Source organism: Rhizobium sp. 01T444 (assembly GCF_056398305.1).
The window spans coordinates 96,258-110,746 of sequence record NZ_JBFTPD010000005.1 but is presented as its reverse complement, the minus strand read 5'-3'; the positions used below and the strand labels follow the sequence as shown (position 1 = coordinate 110,746).

16 protein-coding genes are annotated in these 14,489 nt (G+C 61.8%); 8 read left to right on the top strand and 8 right to left on the bottom strand.

What is annotated here, in order from left to right; all coding sequences use genetic code 11:
* Positions 1–72 precede the first annotated feature (72 nt).
* The 3 genes from AC1DTN_RS10600 to AC1DTN_RS10590 all read left to right on the top strand — a co-directional run bounded on the left by AC1DTN_RS10600 (position 73) and on the right by AC1DTN_RS10590 (position 2,742).
* The gene (locus tag AC1DTN_RS10600; RefSeq protein WP_477920810.1) at positions 73–1,686 is read left to right on the top strand and encodes a glycoside hydrolase family 43 protein; all 1,614 of its coding nucleotides are present in this window, start codon (positions 73–75) and stop codon (positions 1,684–1,686) included.
* Between the two features lie 8 nt (positions 1,687–1,694).
* A complete protein-coding gene (locus AC1DTN_RS10595) occupies positions 1,695–2,195 on the top strand; it encodes a GNAT family N-acetyltransferase (RefSeq protein ID WP_477920809.1) in 501 nt (166 codons plus the stop codon).
* A gap of 214 nt (positions 2,196–2,409) precedes the next feature.
* Positions 2,410–2,742, top strand: a complete 333-nt coding sequence (locus tag AC1DTN_RS10590) for an RcnB family protein (RefSeq protein WP_113320644.1) — start codon at positions 2,410–2,412, stop codon at positions 2,740–2,742.
* A gap of 88 nt (positions 2,743–2,830) precedes the next feature.
* Here AC1DTN_RS10590 and AC1DTN_RS10585 read toward each other — a convergent pair whose 3' ends face one another.
* The 3 genes from AC1DTN_RS10585 to AC1DTN_RS10575 form a co-directional block, all read right to left on the bottom strand.
* Positions 2,831–3,007 (bottom strand): hypothetical protein, encoded by a 177-nt coding sequence (locus AC1DTN_RS10585; protein WP_477920807.1) that lies wholly within the window; start codon positions 3,005–3,007, stop codon positions 2,831–2,833.
* Positions 3,004–4,209, bottom strand: coding sequence for a zinc metallochaperone GTPase ZigA (zigA, locus tag AC1DTN_RS10580; protein WP_477920805.1), 1,206 nt, complete (start codon positions 4,207–4,209; stop codon positions 3,004–3,006). The genes AC1DTN_RS10585 and zigA overlap by 4 nt, the downstream gene beginning before the upstream one ends.
* A gap of 243 nt (positions 4,210–4,452) precedes the next feature.
* Complete coding sequence (locus tag AC1DTN_RS10575; protein ID WP_477920804.1) at positions 4,453–5,454, bottom strand: zinc ABC transporter substrate-binding protein; 1,002 nt, start codon at positions 5,452–5,454, stop codon at positions 4,453–4,455.
* Positions 5,455–5,556: 102 nt separating this feature from the next.
* On the opposite strand from AC1DTN_RS10575, the gene znuC reads away from it, so the two are divergent.
* The 3 genes from znuC to AC1DTN_RS10560 are packed head-to-tail and all read left to right on the top strand — an operon-like array spanning position 5,557 to position 7,731.
* Positions 5,557–6,528, top strand: coding sequence for a zinc ABC transporter ATP-binding protein ZnuC (gene znuC / locus AC1DTN_RS10570; RefSeq protein WP_477920803.1), 972 nt, complete (start codon positions 5,557–5,559; stop codon positions 6,526–6,528).
* Positions 6,521–7,336: a zinc ABC transporter permease subunit ZnuB gene (gene znuB / locus AC1DTN_RS10565; protein ID WP_113320639.1), complete on the top strand. Its 816-nt coding sequence runs from the start codon at positions 6,521–6,523 to the stop codon at positions 7,334–7,336. The genes znuC and znuB overlap by 8 nt, the downstream gene beginning before the upstream one ends.
* Positions 7,333–7,731, top strand: coding sequence for a Fur family transcriptional regulator (locus AC1DTN_RS10560; RefSeq protein WP_007814087.1), 399 nt, complete (start codon positions 7,333–7,335; stop codon positions 7,729–7,731). The genes znuB and AC1DTN_RS10560 overlap by 4 nt, the downstream gene beginning before the upstream one ends.
* Positions 7,732–7,765: 34 nt before the next feature.
* Here AC1DTN_RS10560 and AC1DTN_RS10555 read toward each other — a convergent pair whose 3' ends face one another.
* Both AC1DTN_RS10555 and AC1DTN_RS10550 read right to left on the bottom strand, forming a co-directional pair.
* Entirely contained in the window at positions 7,766–8,032 is a 267-nt protein-coding gene (locus AC1DTN_RS10555) for a hypothetical protein (protein WP_477920801.1), read from the bottom strand.
* A gap of 200 nt (positions 8,033–8,232) precedes the next feature.
* A complete protein-coding gene (locus AC1DTN_RS10550; protein ID WP_442206087.1) occupies positions 8,233–8,979 on the bottom strand; it encodes a phosphotransferase family protein in 747 nt (248 codons plus the stop codon).
* 207 nt (positions 8,980–9,186) lie between these two features.
* Here AC1DTN_RS10550 and AC1DTN_RS10545 point away from each other — a divergent pair, with 207 nt between their 5' ends.
* Positions 9,187–9,927, top strand: coding sequence for a gamma-glutamylcyclotransferase (locus tag AC1DTN_RS10545; protein WP_477920799.1), 741 nt, complete (start codon positions 9,187–9,189; stop codon positions 9,925–9,927).
* Positions 9,928–10,009: 82 nt separating this feature from the next.
* Here AC1DTN_RS10545 and AC1DTN_RS10540 read toward each other — a convergent pair whose 3' ends face one another.
* A complete protein-coding gene (locus AC1DTN_RS10540) occupies positions 10,010–11,041 on the bottom strand; it encodes an aldo/keto reductase (RefSeq protein ID WP_477920797.1) in 1,032 nt (343 codons plus the stop codon).
* A gap of 152 nt (positions 11,042–11,193) precedes the next feature.
* On the opposite strand from AC1DTN_RS10540, the gene AC1DTN_RS10535 reads away from it, so the two are divergent.
* Positions 11,194–11,802 carry a TetR/AcrR family transcriptional regulator gene (locus tag AC1DTN_RS10535; RefSeq protein WP_477920988.1) on the top strand — a complete coding sequence of 203 codons (609 nt, stop codon included), beginning with the start codon at positions 11,194–11,196 and terminating at the stop codon, positions 11,800–11,802.
* 25 nt (positions 11,803–11,827) lie between these two features.
* On the opposite strand, the gene AC1DTN_RS10530 is transcribed toward AC1DTN_RS10535, so the two are convergent.
* Together AC1DTN_RS10530 and AC1DTN_RS10525 are read right to left on the bottom strand one after the other, a co-directional pair.
* Positions 11,828–12,793, bottom strand: coding sequence for a DMT family transporter (locus AC1DTN_RS10530; protein WP_477920795.1), 966 nt, complete (start codon positions 12,791–12,793; stop codon positions 11,828–11,830).
* 110 nt (positions 12,794–12,903) lie between these two features.
* Complete coding sequence (locus AC1DTN_RS10525) at positions 12,904–14,391, bottom strand: L,D-transpeptidase family protein (protein ID WP_477920794.1); 1,488 nt, start codon at positions 14,389–14,391, stop codon at positions 12,904–12,906.
* Between the last annotated feature and the right edge of the window lie 98 nt (positions 14,392–14,489).

The window sequence follows — 14,489 nt, the reverse complement described above, 5'->3', positions numbered from 1 at the left end:
AAACCCCGGGCGTTTTTCTGCTATAATTTGATGTACGTGCAGCAAAAATTGTTACTCAACGGAGGAGCCGCCATGATCCGCAATCCCATCTTGCCTGGATTCAATCCCGATCCGTCCATTTGCCGCGTCGGCGACGACTATTACATCGCGACCTCCACCTTCGAATGGTATCCGGGTGTGCAGATCCACCATTCGCGCGATCTGGTGAACTGGAAACTGGTGCGGCGGCCGCTGGAGCGGGCCTCGCAGCTCGACATGCGCGGCAATCCTGATAGTTGCGGCATCTGGGCGCCATGCCTTTCCTATGCCGACGGACAGTTCTGGCTCGTCTATACCGACGTCAAGCGCTTCGACGGCAACTTCAAGGATGCGCATAACTACATCGTGACTTCGCCCACCATCGAGGGCGAATGGTCCGAGCCCGTCTATGTCAATTCCTCGGGCTTCGATCCGTCGCTCTTCCATGACGAGGACGGCCGCAAGTGGTTCATCAACATGCAGTGGAACCACCGTACAGAAAGCTATGGCGGCTCGCCGAAATCGCCGGCCTTCGATGGCATCCTGCTGCAGGAATGGGACCCGCAGACGAAGGCGCTGAAAGGCTCGATCAAGAACATCTTTGCCGGCAGCCCGCTCGGCCTCGTCGAAGGGCCGCATCTCTTCCGCAAGAACGGCTGGTACTATCTGACGACCGCCGAGGGCGGCACGGGCTATGACCATGCGGTAACGATGGCGCGCTCGCGCAATATCGACGGCCCGTATGAGCTGCATCCGAACCGGCACCTGATCACGTCCAAGGACAATCCGGAAGCGGTGCTGCAAAGGGCAGGGCACGGGCAGTACGTCGAAACATCAGATGGCCAGGTCTATCACACACATCTCTGCGGCCGGCCGTTGCCGCCGAAGCGCCGCTGCACGCTGGGGCGCGAGACGGCGCTGCAGAAATGCGTCTGGCGTGAGGATGGCTGGCTCTACCTCGAAAACGGCACGACGGTTCCCGATGTCGAGGTGCCGGGGCTTGGCGGTGCTGTGCGGGCGGAAAAGCCGATGCGCAGCGAATATTCCTTCGATGGCGGCAAGCTGCCCGATGATTTCCAGTGGCTGCGCACGCCGCAGCCGGAGCGCATCTTCAACCTCACGGACCGTCCCGGCCATCTGCGGCTGATCGGCCGCGAAAGCGTCGGCTCCTGGTTCGAGCAGGCGCTTGTCGCCCGCCGGCAGGAGCATCACAGTTTCCGCGCCGAAACGGTGGTGGAGTTTGCGCCGGATACATATCAGCAGGTGGCAGGCCTGACGCACTACTATAACCGCCACAAGTTCCATGCCGTCGTGGTGACGCTGCATGAGAAGCTCGGCCGCTGTGTCACGATCTTCTCCTGCGATGGCGACTATCCGAACGGCCGCATGACGTTCCCCGCCGATGCGGGCGTGGCGATCCCGGCCGATGGCCGCGTGCAGCTTTCCATGGAAATCCGCGACAACGACCTGCAGTTCTTCTGGCAGACGGAAGGCAAGGGCGCTTGGCAGCCGATTGGCCCGGTTCTCGATGCCGGCGTCGTCTCGGATGAAGGCGGTCGCGGCGAGCATGGCTCGTTTACCGGCGCCTTCGCGGGCATCCTCGCTTTCGACACGTCGGGCCGGGCAAAGACGGCCGATTTCGACTGGTTCAACTACGAGGAACTGTGAGGGCCGCGATGGCAGGCGATATCCGCATCAAGCCGATGAGCGAGGAGCATATCGAGGGCTTTCACCGGGTTCTCGATACGGTGGCGCGCGAGCGGAAATATCTGAGCCTTCTCCAGGCGCCTTCGCTAGAGGAGACGTGCAAATTCGCGCTGGCCTCGATTGCCGCGGGCAATGTGAACCTCGTCGCTGTCGATGGCGGCGAGGTGGTCGGCTGGTGCGATATCCGCAGGCATTTCTTTCCTTCGCATGTCCATCGCGGCTCGCTCGGCATGGGCCTGCTTCCCGCTTATCGCGGGCAGGGGCTCGGCCGCCGCCTCATCGAGGCGGCGATAGCGGGCGGGCGTGAGGTGGGTATGGTGCGCATCGAATTCGGCGTGCATGCCGATAATGCGCGGGCGATCCGGCTTTATGAGAGGGTTGGCTTCGTGCGGGAAGGGGTGAGCCGCGATGCCTTCTGCGTCGATGGCGAGTACACGGATGTCATCAACATGGCGCTGATCTTCCGGTAGGCGGCCATCACGCCGCAATGCCATTCTCATCACGCCTGATTACATAGTCGTGATCTCTGGCGGCATGATCTCGCCATGACATATTAGTGTGAAATTAGGATATTAGGAATCCGGCATAAGCTACCGATTTCATTACAGATATTTAATTTTATTTTCAGATTTCGTTCATTTTCGAAGACGTAGTTTCGGGGCGTGTTCAACACGAGGAAGCCCCATGAAAAAGATTTTTGCAGCTCTTCTTTCCGCCTCTTTCCTGCTCTCGCCGATCGTCGCATCGGAAGCAAGTGCGGCCGATCACCGCCGTCCGCCGGTCGTCGTCCACAAGAAGGTCGTCGTCGAGAAAAAGGTCGTCCGTCGGCATCACTGGTCCAAGGGTTATCGCATGTCCGCTGCCGAGCGCGGCCGCTACGGTGAAGTCCGCGACTACCGCCGTTACCGCCTGGCACCGCCGCCGCGCGGCTATCACTGGGTGAGGGCCGATAACGACTACCTTCTCGTCGGCGTCGCCACCGGTGTGATCACCAGCATCATCGCCGCCAATCGCTGAGCTCACGCAGGACCTGGAAAAAGGGGCGGCTTCGGCCGCCCTTTTTTGTTTTGTGAGACTGGGCGTCCCACGATACAACGCTCAATGCCTAATCCTGCTTTCGCGACGAAATCACACGCTCGGCGATCATGCCGAGCAATCCCTTCGGCTTTGGCGCCTCACTCTCCGCATCCCCATAGGTCAGCGGATGCAGCCCCTCGATCGGCGGCAGCGGTTCGCACTCGATGCACAGGCACCGGTAGGGTTTGATTGCCGTTGCCCTCATGCTGCCTGCCGGCTCCAGCTCGCGAACGGATCGGGCAGATTGCGCCAGCGCTCCGGCGTGAAGGCATCGCTTTCCACCAGACAAGAATCGAGCTCTTGCCTGATCCAGGCTTCGTCCATCGGGTCGGCGCCGATGAAGACGATTTCCTGGCGCCGGTCGCCCCAGACGGGGTCGAGGTAGGGGCTGATGGCGCGCAGGAAGGCGGTTTCCTGCGGCCATTGCTCGCGCGGGACTGCCGCCCACCAGAGGCCCATCTTGCCGGTGCGGACTATGGCGCCGGCCTGGCTGATTTCGCCGACATGGTGCGGGCGGGTCGCCAGCCAGAAGAAGCCCTTGGCGCGCACCACGCCCGGCCAGGTGCGGTCGAGGAAGGCCTGCAATTTCACGGGGTGGAAGGGGCGCCTTTCGCGGTAGACGAAGGAGCGGATGCCGTATTCCTCAGTTTCCGGCACGTGGTCCTTGAAACCGTGCAGCTCCTTGTACCAGAGCGGATGGGTCTCGGCTTTGTCGATATCGAAGCGGCCGGTGCCGAGCACATCCTTCAGCGATACCTTGCCGAAATCCGTCTCGATGAGGCGGGCATCCGGGTTTAGGCCGGTGATGATCTTCCGGGCAGCATCGCGTTGCTCTTCGCTCGCCGTGCCGATCTTGTTCAGCACGACAATATCGGCGAATTCGATCTGTTCGACGAGCAGGTCGACGATCGTCCTTGTGTCGCCGTCGCCGGCGGTTTCGCCGCGGTCGGCGAGGAAATCGGCCGAGGCATAATCGGCGAGGAGGTTGGCGGCATCGACGACGGTCACCATCGTATCGAGGCGGGCGACATCCGAGAGGCTTGCCCCATTCTCGTCGCGGAATTCGAAGGTGGTGGCGACGGGCAGGGGCTCGGCAATGCCGGTCGATTCGATCAGCAGATAGTCGAAGCGGCCCTGCTCGGCGAGCTGGCGCACTTCCTTCAGGAGGTCATCGCGGAGAGTGCAGCAGATGCAGCCATTGGTCATCTCCACCAGCTGCTCCTCGGTACGAGAAAGATTGGCGCCGCCATCGCGCACAAGGGCGGCATCGATATTCACCTCGCTCATATCGTTGACGATGACGGCGACGCGCATGCCCTCGCGATTCCCGAGAACATGATTGAGCAGCGTCGTCTTGCCGGCGCCGAGGAAGCCAGAGAGCACGGTGACTGGAAGTCTGTTGTCCATTGTAATCTCGCTTTATGTTATAACGTAACATTTATTTTTGACAAAAAAAGGCGGAACGGGGGTGTCGCCGCCTTCTTTCGCCGCAGCGCTCGCGGGGAGAGCTGCAAGTCCGGCAGGGCGCGGAGGCGCACTGTCACTGTTTCCTACTGCATCCCGGGGGCAAGATCGGCACCGATCTTCCGCCAGGCCTATGCATTTTCAGTGGCGCATGATCCTTATCGAAAATCGTTTCCGATTTTCCCGTCATGCGCTGGCAAGGCAGTTCTTCATGCTGTCAGCGATGCCGCGCATGAGGGTGAAGTAGAGATCGGGACCTGCGGGCAGGGTGGCGGCTTCTGGGTCCAGCACGCCTGATTTCGCCTTGGTGCCCTCGATGACGACATCGACGAGGCGGGGTTCGAATTGCGGCTCGGCGAAGACGCAGGTGGCGCCGAGATCGCCGACCTTCTTGTGGATCTCCGAGACGCGCTCCGCCCCGGGAATGGTCTCCGGGCTGACGGTGATCGAGCCGGCGACGCGGATATGGTAGCGGTGCTCGAAATATTGATAGGCATCGTGGAAGACGATGAAGGGCTTGTCCTTCACCGTTGACACCGTCGCGGCGATTTCCTTGTCCAGCGCATCGAGCTTGTCATCCAGCGCCTTGGCATTGGCCTCATAGGTCAGCGCATTTGCGGGGTCGGCGGCAACCAGCGTGGTGGTGATCTCGGTGGCCATCGCCTTGGCATTCATGGGGTCGAGCCAGAGATGGGTGTCGAAGGCGCCATGGTCACCGTGGTCGTGGTCATGATCTGCCTCGGCATGATCGTGGTCGTGACCGGCTTCGGCATGTTCGTCAGCGGAAGCATTATCGTGCTCGTCGCCATCATCGTGCGCCTCAAAGGCACCGCCTTCGCGGAAGGGCAGCTTCACGAGACCCGGCGCGTTGTCGAGCCGGGCGACAATGGCGTCAGAACCCAGCGATTCCAGCGGCTTTTCGAGGAAGGCTTCGAGGCCGGGGCCGACCCAGAAGATCACCTTGGCTTCCTGCAGGGCGCGGGCATTGGAGGGTTTCAGATTATAGGTGTGCGGGGAGGCTGCGCCATCGACGATCAGCTCCGGCTTGCCGACGCCCTGCATGATGGCCGAAACCAGCGAATGGACCGGCTTGATCGAGGTAACGACGACGGGTGCATCGGCCGCCTGGAGGGACCCGGCGAAGAGGAAGGCCGGGATTGCGAGGGTAAGGCCCACCGCCAGTTTCATCAGCATGCTCCGCTTGAATTGCAATTGTTATGTTATTACATCAATTGCGTTATGCTATAACGTGTGCAATAGCAGGACGCAACACCACTTTCGGAAAATTTGATGCTCTCTCCCGCAAATAACCCCGCTGGCAGCGCCGCCGGTATCCGGGCCGAACCGCTGGTTTCGCTTGAGAATGTCGGCATTCGCCGCAGCGGCCGGTGGCTGGTGCGTGGTGTGGATTTCTCCGTTTCGCGCGGCGAAATCGTCACGCTGATCGGCCCGAACGGCTCCGGCAAATCGACCAGCGCCAAGGCTGCGATCGGCGTGCTGAAGCCGGACGAAGGCAGGGTGGCCCGCATTGCCGGCCTCAAGGTCGGCTATGTGCCGCAGAAGCTTGCGGTGGACTGGACGTTGCCGCTTTCCGTGCGCCGGCTGATGACGCTGACCGGGCCATTGCCCGAGGCCGATATCATGGCCGCGCTCGAAGCCGCTGGCATGGCGCATATGCTGGATGCGCAGGTGCAGCATCTCTCCGGCGGCGAATTCCAGCGGGCGCTGATGGCGCGCGCCATTGCCCGCAAGCCCGATCTTCTGGTGCTCGACGAGCCGGTGCAGGGGGTGGATTTCGCCGGCGAGATCGCCCTTTACGAGCTCATCAAGTCGATCCGCAATACGACCGGTTGCGGCATCCTGCTGATCTCGCACGATCTCCATGTCGTCATGGCGGAGACGGATACCGTCATCTGCCTGAACGGCCATGTCTGCTGCCGCGGCACGCCGCAGGCGGTGAGCCAGAGCCCGGAATATGTGCGTCTCTTCGGCAGCCGGGCAGCGCCGACGCTTGCCGTCTACAGCCATCATCACGACCATACGCATCTGCCTGACGGACGCGTGCTGCATGAAGACGGCTCGGTGACGGATCATTGCCATCCCGAAGATGGGCATCACCATGACCACGGGCACGATCATGCGCATTCGCACGATCACGCGGACGCTCATGCCCATGCGCACGCTGACGGGGATCATGCGCATGCGGAGGCGCATGCCCATTCGCAGAGCGGGGCCAAGAACGGGGAGAACCGTCATGCTTGACGATTTCTTCGTGCGCGCCATTCTCGCCGGTGTCGGCCTGGCGCTGACGACGGGGCCGCTCGGCTGCTTCATCATCTGGCGGCGCATGGCCTATTTCGGGGATACGATCGCCCATTCGGCGCTGCTCGGCGTCGCACTCTCGCTGCTCTTTGATTTCAACCTGACGCTTGCCGTCTTCGTTGTTGCCGCCGTCGTCTCGATCCTGCTGCTCTTCCTCCAGAAGCGCCAGGCGCTGTCGGCCGATGCGCTGCTCGGCATCCTCTCGCATGCAACCCTTGCCATCGGCCTCGTCATGGTCGCCTTCATGAGCTGGGTGCGCATCGATCTCATCGCCTTCCTGTTTGGCGATATTCTGGCGGTTTCGACTGTTGATATCGCGCTGATCTGGGGCGGCGGCATCTTCGTGCTGGCGGCCATCGCCTGGCTGTGGCGGCCGCTGCTTGCTGCCACCGTCAATCCGGAACTGGCGGAAGCCGAGGGCTTGCAGCCCGAGCGGGCGCGGCTGTTCTTCATGCTGCTGATGGCCGTCGTCATCGCCATTGCCATGAAGATCGTCGGCATCATGCTAATCACTTCGCTCTTGATCATTCCGGCGGCAACGGCGCGACGTTTCTCCTCGACGCCGGAACTGATGGCCATTCTCGCTTCACTGATCGGCGCCGTCGCCGTCGTCGGTGGGCTCTTCGGCTCGTTGACGTATGACACGCCGTCAGGCCCGTCGATCGTGGTGGCGGCCCTCATTCTCTTCATTCTGAGCCTGCTTCCCGCCTGGCGCGGGCGCAGGGACCTGCAAGGACAAGGCTCATGAACGCACCTCAGCTCACCCGCAACCAGTCACTCGTCTTCGACGTGCTCGAAAAGGCCGAGGGGCCGCTCAGCGCCTATACGATCCTCGACAAGCTGCGCGACCAGGGTTTTCGTGCGCCGCTTCAGGTCTACCGGGCGCTGGAAAAGCTGCTCGAATATGGCGTCGTGCATCGGCTCGAAAGCATCAACTCCTTCGTCGCCTGCGCCCATCCCGGCGAGGATTGCCACAGCCACGGCATCGTCGCCTTCGCAATCTGCGAAAGCTGCGGCCAGGTGATCGAATTCCACGACCATGAGGTGGATCATCGGCTGATGGGCTGGGTACGCAGCCAGAAATTCAAGCCGGCGAAGACGACGATCGAGATCCGCGGTACTTGCGAGGCTTGTGCTGCGTGAAGCAGCAGCGGCAGCTTGACATAGGGGTCCATGCTTAGTGGATTGTCGTTTCGTCGGGACGGATAAAATCGGCCTGTCCGACCATCTTTATCGCTTCAGCGATCCGGTTTGCCATCTCATCCGCATCGCCGGAAATGGCATCGTAATTCTGCAGCAGATCGGCAAGGTTTTCCATTGCCTGCGACAGGCTGTTACCTTCCGCGTGGGCGATCGGCGAGGCGTGGAGCATATCGCTGAGCTTCTGCAGCAACTGCTCTATCTCTTCCCTCGTCATATCGTCGATTCCCTTGATCTCAGCCACGACCGCCCCAACGATCTTTCCAAAATCTGCTTGAAATTGCGATTGCTAATCACTTGCATTAGCAAAACATAATTGCGAGTTATTCGCAACGGAAAACGAAGCATTTGAGACGGCCATCGAAATCAGCAGCCCTCTTAAGCCTGATGTTCTCAGGCGGGCAGGGCCTCGCAATGCGCTGGCCTTCTTTGAAAGGGACCTGCCTATGCCTCTACGGGGGCGAGTGCTGCGAGATGCAGCAAGTCTTCATTCTCTTCGGGCACACCCTCTGCAAGACGGGCGGCGGCGATGACTGGCAGCCAGGTGAAGATCTCGTCCGGAGATAACTCAGCCGCCTTTGCATAGATGACGACATAGGCTTCGGCGATTTCCGGGAGCACGCGGCGCATCAGTAGATAGGTGCGGCAGACATCGGCGGCCGGGTTGCCGCTGCAGGCGTCCAGCCAGTCGACGATCATGGCGTCGTCGCCGGAGCCCAGGATATTCCAGGGATGGAAGTCGCCGTGGCACACGCGGTCGCCGTCAGGCAGGGCGGCAGTCAGAAGAAGCAGTCGGTCGCACAGGTCCGGTGTCAGAAGTTCGGCGCTTTCGATATTGGCCGACAGCCTTGATTTCAGCGAGGGAAGGCCGGCGCCGGGTTCGTTGTGCAGGCGTTGGTGGAGTGCTGCCATCTCCTTGATGGCTGAGAGCGGCGGTTCCGGCATCATCTCATCGGCAAGGCTTAAGCCCGGCGCGCGATCCATCAAGAGGCCCCAGCGGCCGTGATAATCGCCGACGACGTGGACCCTCGGTGCGGGCAGCGAGAGCCGCTCGGCGACGGCCAGATTGGCGGCCTCGCGGAAGGCTGGGGCCTTCGGGCGGCCAGGCCTGTAGAGCTTCAGCGCCAGCGTGCCATGTTCATAGACTTCCGCTTCCTTGCCGGCGCCGAGCAGACGGCCGATTTCGCTCATGTCGGGCTCCCATTTCCCGGAGTGTCATCCAGAGCGATGTGGTGCTGATCTTTGTGGTGGGAAGAGGGAGGGTGAAGATGGCTCTGATTGTTCCGGTTGTGGAGACACAGTGTCTGCGCCGGCGGGCTTTATCCCGCGCCCAAGGCGTGGATGATGGCGGCAAAGCGGGGGCCATTGCTGATGTCCATGGCCGGGAATTGGAGTGTCATGACCATCAACAAGAAAAGCTCAGATGCGATCGCCTGCTGCGGCGAGGAAATCCTGTCGCGCGAACTGCTGCTGAGCGGCACTTTCGCTGACCTGATTGCCGGGGAGGCGCCGACGCTCCGACTTTTGAGCGACGAGGAGCGGCGAGCATCGCTCGCATCGATGCTTGCCGAGCGGCCGGAGGGCGATGTCTGGATTTTCGCCTATGGCTCGCTGATCTGGAATCCGATCATTCTGAGCGTCGAAAGCCGGAAAGCCCGCATCGAGGGCTGGCGCCGGTCCTTCTGCCTTGCCACCGTCTCCGGGCGCGGCTCGCCCGACAATCCGGGCCTCGTACTCGGGCTGGATGCGGGCGGCGCCTGCGATGGCGTGGCTTTGCGTCTGGAAGAAGATGATGTCGTGCACGAACTGGAGATTCTGTGGCGGCGGGAGATGGTGGCCGAGGCCTATATTCCGCGCTGGGTCGATCTGCTTGATGAAGAGGGCGCCCGTTTTGGAAGCGGCATCGCTTTCACCATGAACCCGCTGGCAAACACCTATGCCGGCCGGCTTTCCAGGGAAGCGACCGTTCAGCGGCTTGCGACGGCCGCAGGCAGCATCGGCAGCTCGGCCGACTATCTGTTCCGCACGCGTGACGGGCTGCGGGCGCTCGATATGTGGGACGAGCTTCTGGAAGAACTCGCCGTCGAGGTGGAAGAAGCGCAACGCAGGCTGCAGCAATTGCCCGCCGCGGACGTTTGATCAGCCGCGACCTAATCCGGCCTCGACCACATTGCCGATGTGCTGAAGGCCCCGCTGGAATAGCGGAGCCTTCGCAGGCTTGTCAGGCGGCGGAGCGCTCGGAAAGCGGGCGGCGGCGCAGGCCGGCGGTCTTGATGGCCGGGGTCTGGTAATTGGCTTCGAGCGGACCGGTCTCGGTGCCCGGAGGGACAATGGTGTCGATCGCGTCGAGGATTTCGTCGGTCAGGCGCACTTCGGCGCCGGCCAGGAGATCATCCAGCTGTTCCATGGTGCGGGGGCCGAGGATCGCCGAGGTGACGCCCGGATGGGTGGTGACGAAGGCGAGTGCCATATGGGTGAGCTTGATGCCTGCCGACTCTGCCAAGGGAATGAGCTGCTCGACGGCATCGAGGCTGTTTTCGTTCGACATCTGCTTGGGGAAATAGGCAACGCGGGTGCTGTCAGGCTGGGCCGCACCCCGGCGGTAGCGACCGGTCAACATGCCCATGGCGAGCGGGCTCCAGACAAGGGCACCCATGCCGTAGCGTTCCAGGGTCGGCAGGACTTCGCGCTCGATGCCGCGATGGAGGATGGAGTAGGGCGGCTGCTCGGTGCGGAAGCGGGCGAGGCCGCGCTTTTCTGCGACCCATTGCGCCTCGATGATATCAGAGGCGGGGAAGGTGGAGGAGCCGATGGCGCGGATCTTGCCTGCGCGCATCAGGTCCGTGAGGGCCGAGAGTGTTTCCTCGATATCGGTATCGGGCGCCGGGCGGTGCATCTGGAAGAGATCGATATAATCGGTCTGCAGGCGGCGGAGCGAATCTTCCACCGCGCGGTAGATCCAGCGGCGCGAGCTGCCCTGCTGGTTCGGATCCTCTCCCATCGGGATGAAGCATTTTGTGGCGAGCACGATCGTGTCGCGGCGACCCTTCAGCGCCTTGCCGACGATTTCCTCGGATTCACCGCGGCTGTACATATCTGCGGTGTCGATGAAGTTGATGCCGGTATCGAGTGCCTTGTGGATGATGCGGATGGAGTCGTCATGATCGGCATTGCCGATGGCGCCGAACATCATGGCGCCAAGGCAATAGGGGCTGACCTTGATGCCGGTGCGGCCAAGGGGACGGTATTGCATCTTCGTTTCCTTTAATCTGGCCATGCCCTCGCGGGCATGATTGGAATCTGGCAAAGTACTGTTGAACAGGTTATAAGAGCGCATCCGGAACGCGGTTCCGTTTATACGGAACAATGTTCCGCTTTGCAAGAGGTGTTGATGTGACTGACGGGATGTACAGCCCGGTCGAGGCGCGTGAGGCTGATAGCGGCCATGAAAGGCCGGTGCGGGCGGATGCGCGGCGCAACCTCGATCTGCTGCTGAAAGCGGCATTGGATGTGTTTGCCACCTCGGGAGTGGATGCGCCGGTGCGCGAGATCGCGGAAAAAGCGGGCGTCGGCGTCGGCACGGTCTATCGCCATTTTCCCCAGCGCTCGGATCTCATCAAGGCGGTGGTGCGCAACGAGGTGGATGCCTGCGCCGGATCTGCCGCCACCCTTGCCGCCGAATATGAACCGGGAGAGGCGCTGTCGCGCTGGATGCAGCGCTTTGCGGATTTCATCATGGCCAAGCGCGGCCTTGCCGCTGCACTCCATTCCGGCAATCCAGCCTATGAGGCGTTGCCGATCTATTTCGACCAACACATGATCCCGGCTCTGCAGGGCCTGCTGGATAGGGCTGTTGCGGTGGGGGCGGCACGCGGCGATGTGGAGGCAAGCGAACTCATCCGCGCCGGCGCGCAGCTTTCCAATCTAGGGCAGGGGGATGATCCGGCGGCGACGCGGCGGATGATTGCGCTCTTGGTGGATGGGCTGCGCTATGGGGCAGGTGTGAAGGGCTGAGTGCCTTGATCCTCGCCGCGCGCCTTCAGGCTCCCGCGGCCTTTTCCTTCGGCTTCAACAGAATGATCAGCAACAGCCCGGCGATGATGAGGGCCGCACCTTCGAGGTGATAGGTTTGCAGCTTTTCGCCGAGGATTAGGTAGGCGAGTACGGCGATGAAGATCGTCTGGATGTAGAGGAGGACTCCGGCGCGGGCGGCGCCGAGCGCCTCGATGCTGCGATTGAAGAGGTAATACATGACCGCGCCGCCGGGGATCGCGACATAGGCGAGCGCGATGAGGCCGCTGGCATTGAGTGTCGAGCGTTCGTTGGAGGCGAGTTCGTAGAGATAGAAGGGCAGCGCCGTCAGCGCGGCGAAGCCCAGCAGCAGGACGAGCAGCGCGAGCCGGTTCAGATCGAATTTCGCCTTGCGCAGCAGCACCGTATAGAGGCTGAAGCAGAAGGCGCCGGCGACGATCCAGAGTTCGCCGGGATTGAGATCGAGGCGCAGCAGCGCGTCCGGGCTGCCCTTGACGATGATGACGACGATGCCGAGGAAGGCGAGGACCGAGCCGGCCACCTGCCAGCTTCCCATTGGCTCTGACAGCATCAGGCGGGCGAGGATCATGGTGATGATCGGGATCAGCGCGATGATGATGCCGGCGGTGGTGGCGTCGGCATGTTCGAGGCCGACGAAGATCAGGCCCTGACAGATGGCCAGGCCCATACCGCCGATGAAAAGCAGTTCCAGGCCGCGCGCCCGTATCAGCGCAAGCATGTCGCCGAAATGGTGGCGCACGATCGGCAGCAGGATCGCGAAGGCGATGAGCACGCGCCAGAAGCAGAGCGCCCAGGGCGGCATTTCGGCGGAGACCCATTTGGCTGCGATGTAGACGCCGGCTGACAAGAGCCAGCAGAGGACACCTACGGAATAGGCTCCTGCAAGCGAACCGCCTGCGGCCTGTTCCGTCCCGACAGTATCACGATGGACTGCCAAGACATGTATCGCCATCGGCATGTTATGCCACAATTGTCGGGCGCTGCACAGGTGAGGGCGGTGCGGTTTCGCCGTCTGCTTGCGCAGCAAGGCCGTCGGCTCAGGCCTTGATTGTCTCTCTCTCTTTAGGATTGAGCGCGGCTCGCAGTCGTTGCCGAAATCGCCGTCAAGGTCTCGGCATCACGGCCGTAGATGTCGTCGAAATAGTGGACGACGCCATCGTCTGTCGGCCATGCGGTGAAATAGGAGACGTAGACTGGAACCTGTTCCGGAACCGGCATGTCCTTCTTTGCACCGTCGGCGATCTGCTGATCGACGAACTCGACCGAGGTCTTCAGGACAGCGGCGGCCATCGCCTTCGGGTTTTCCAGACGCACGCACCCATGGCTGAACATACGGTCCTGCGAGGCGAATTTACCGCGGGCGGGGGTGTCGTGCATGTAGATGTCGTGCGAATTAGGGAAGAGGATCTTCAGCTGGCCGAGCGCATTGTCAGCACCCGGCGGCTGGACGACGCCGATATTTTCGAGCGGCTGCGACCAGTCGACCTTGGCGGACGGCATCGTCTTGCCCTTGACCGAAACCACGTAGCCTTCCTTGTCCAGGTAGGCAGGATCGCGCTTCAGGTGCGGCAGCATCTCGTTGCGGATGATCGATTGCGGCACGCCCCAGTCAGGGTTGAATTCCACCGTCTTGATCGAGGCGTCGAAGAAATTCGTCTGGTGGTCCTGCTGGCCGATCACCGCTTTCATCGACAGTGTCAGCGTGCTGTTTTCATAATAGTAGGCCATATAGGCCGGCTGGTTGATGAAGACGTAGCGCTCGGGGAATTCCTGCGGCAGCCAGCGCATTTCCTCCATGGCCACGATAACCTTGTTGATGTTGACGGCGCTATCGCCGCCCTGGCCTGATGTGCGCAGGTAGTGCAGTTCGGCGGCGAGTTGGGCGAATTTCGGATTGCTCGGCAGCAGGCGGTCGAAGACCACCATCAGATCAGGCGTGGCGGAGAGCTGGGCGATCGTGCCCTTCAGATCGACGGGCTTGCGCTTGAAGTCATAGTAGTTCGACAGCTTGTTAGGATCGATGCGGCCCCGGAAATTGTCCTGAAGGAACATCAGCATCTTGGCTGAGAGGGAGGCTTCGAACTCGGCCAGCGCTTTCGCGCGGTCGCCTCCTTGAGGAGGGGCGACAGCATAATCGCCGGCATTCAATCCCCAGTCATCGGCCTGTTTCAGAAGGCTCAGGGCCTGTGCGGCTTTGGGGGTCGGTCCCTTGCCGTCGACCCAGATGAGCTTTGCCTTCGGCTGGGCGTAATAGGCCTCGACCGCATCGGCGATGTCGTTGTTCATCGAAACCGTCAGGCCGCCCATTTCATTCAGCACCTTGGCCTGATTGCCGCTGACTGAATCAAAAAGCGCCGACAGCGACGCGCCCGTATCCTGCCGGACGATATGCGCGGGGCGGCGGGCGGGAACCGTATAGTTGGGCTTCGGGCTGGCCTGCGTGACGGGCGGCGCCGGCAGCGGCTCGGCGCGCACGGCAATTGCACTTCCCGAGAGCGCCAGCAGACCGGCGAGCGGTGCAATCCAGCGGGAAGATGTTTTCAGCGGCATTCTGGCGTCCTTGAAACCTGATTGAAACACTGTCTCGCCGCGCAGTCTTGGGGCCAGCGCGTGCGGGCAGTCTGTGTGGGGGCATTGGCTGACTAAAG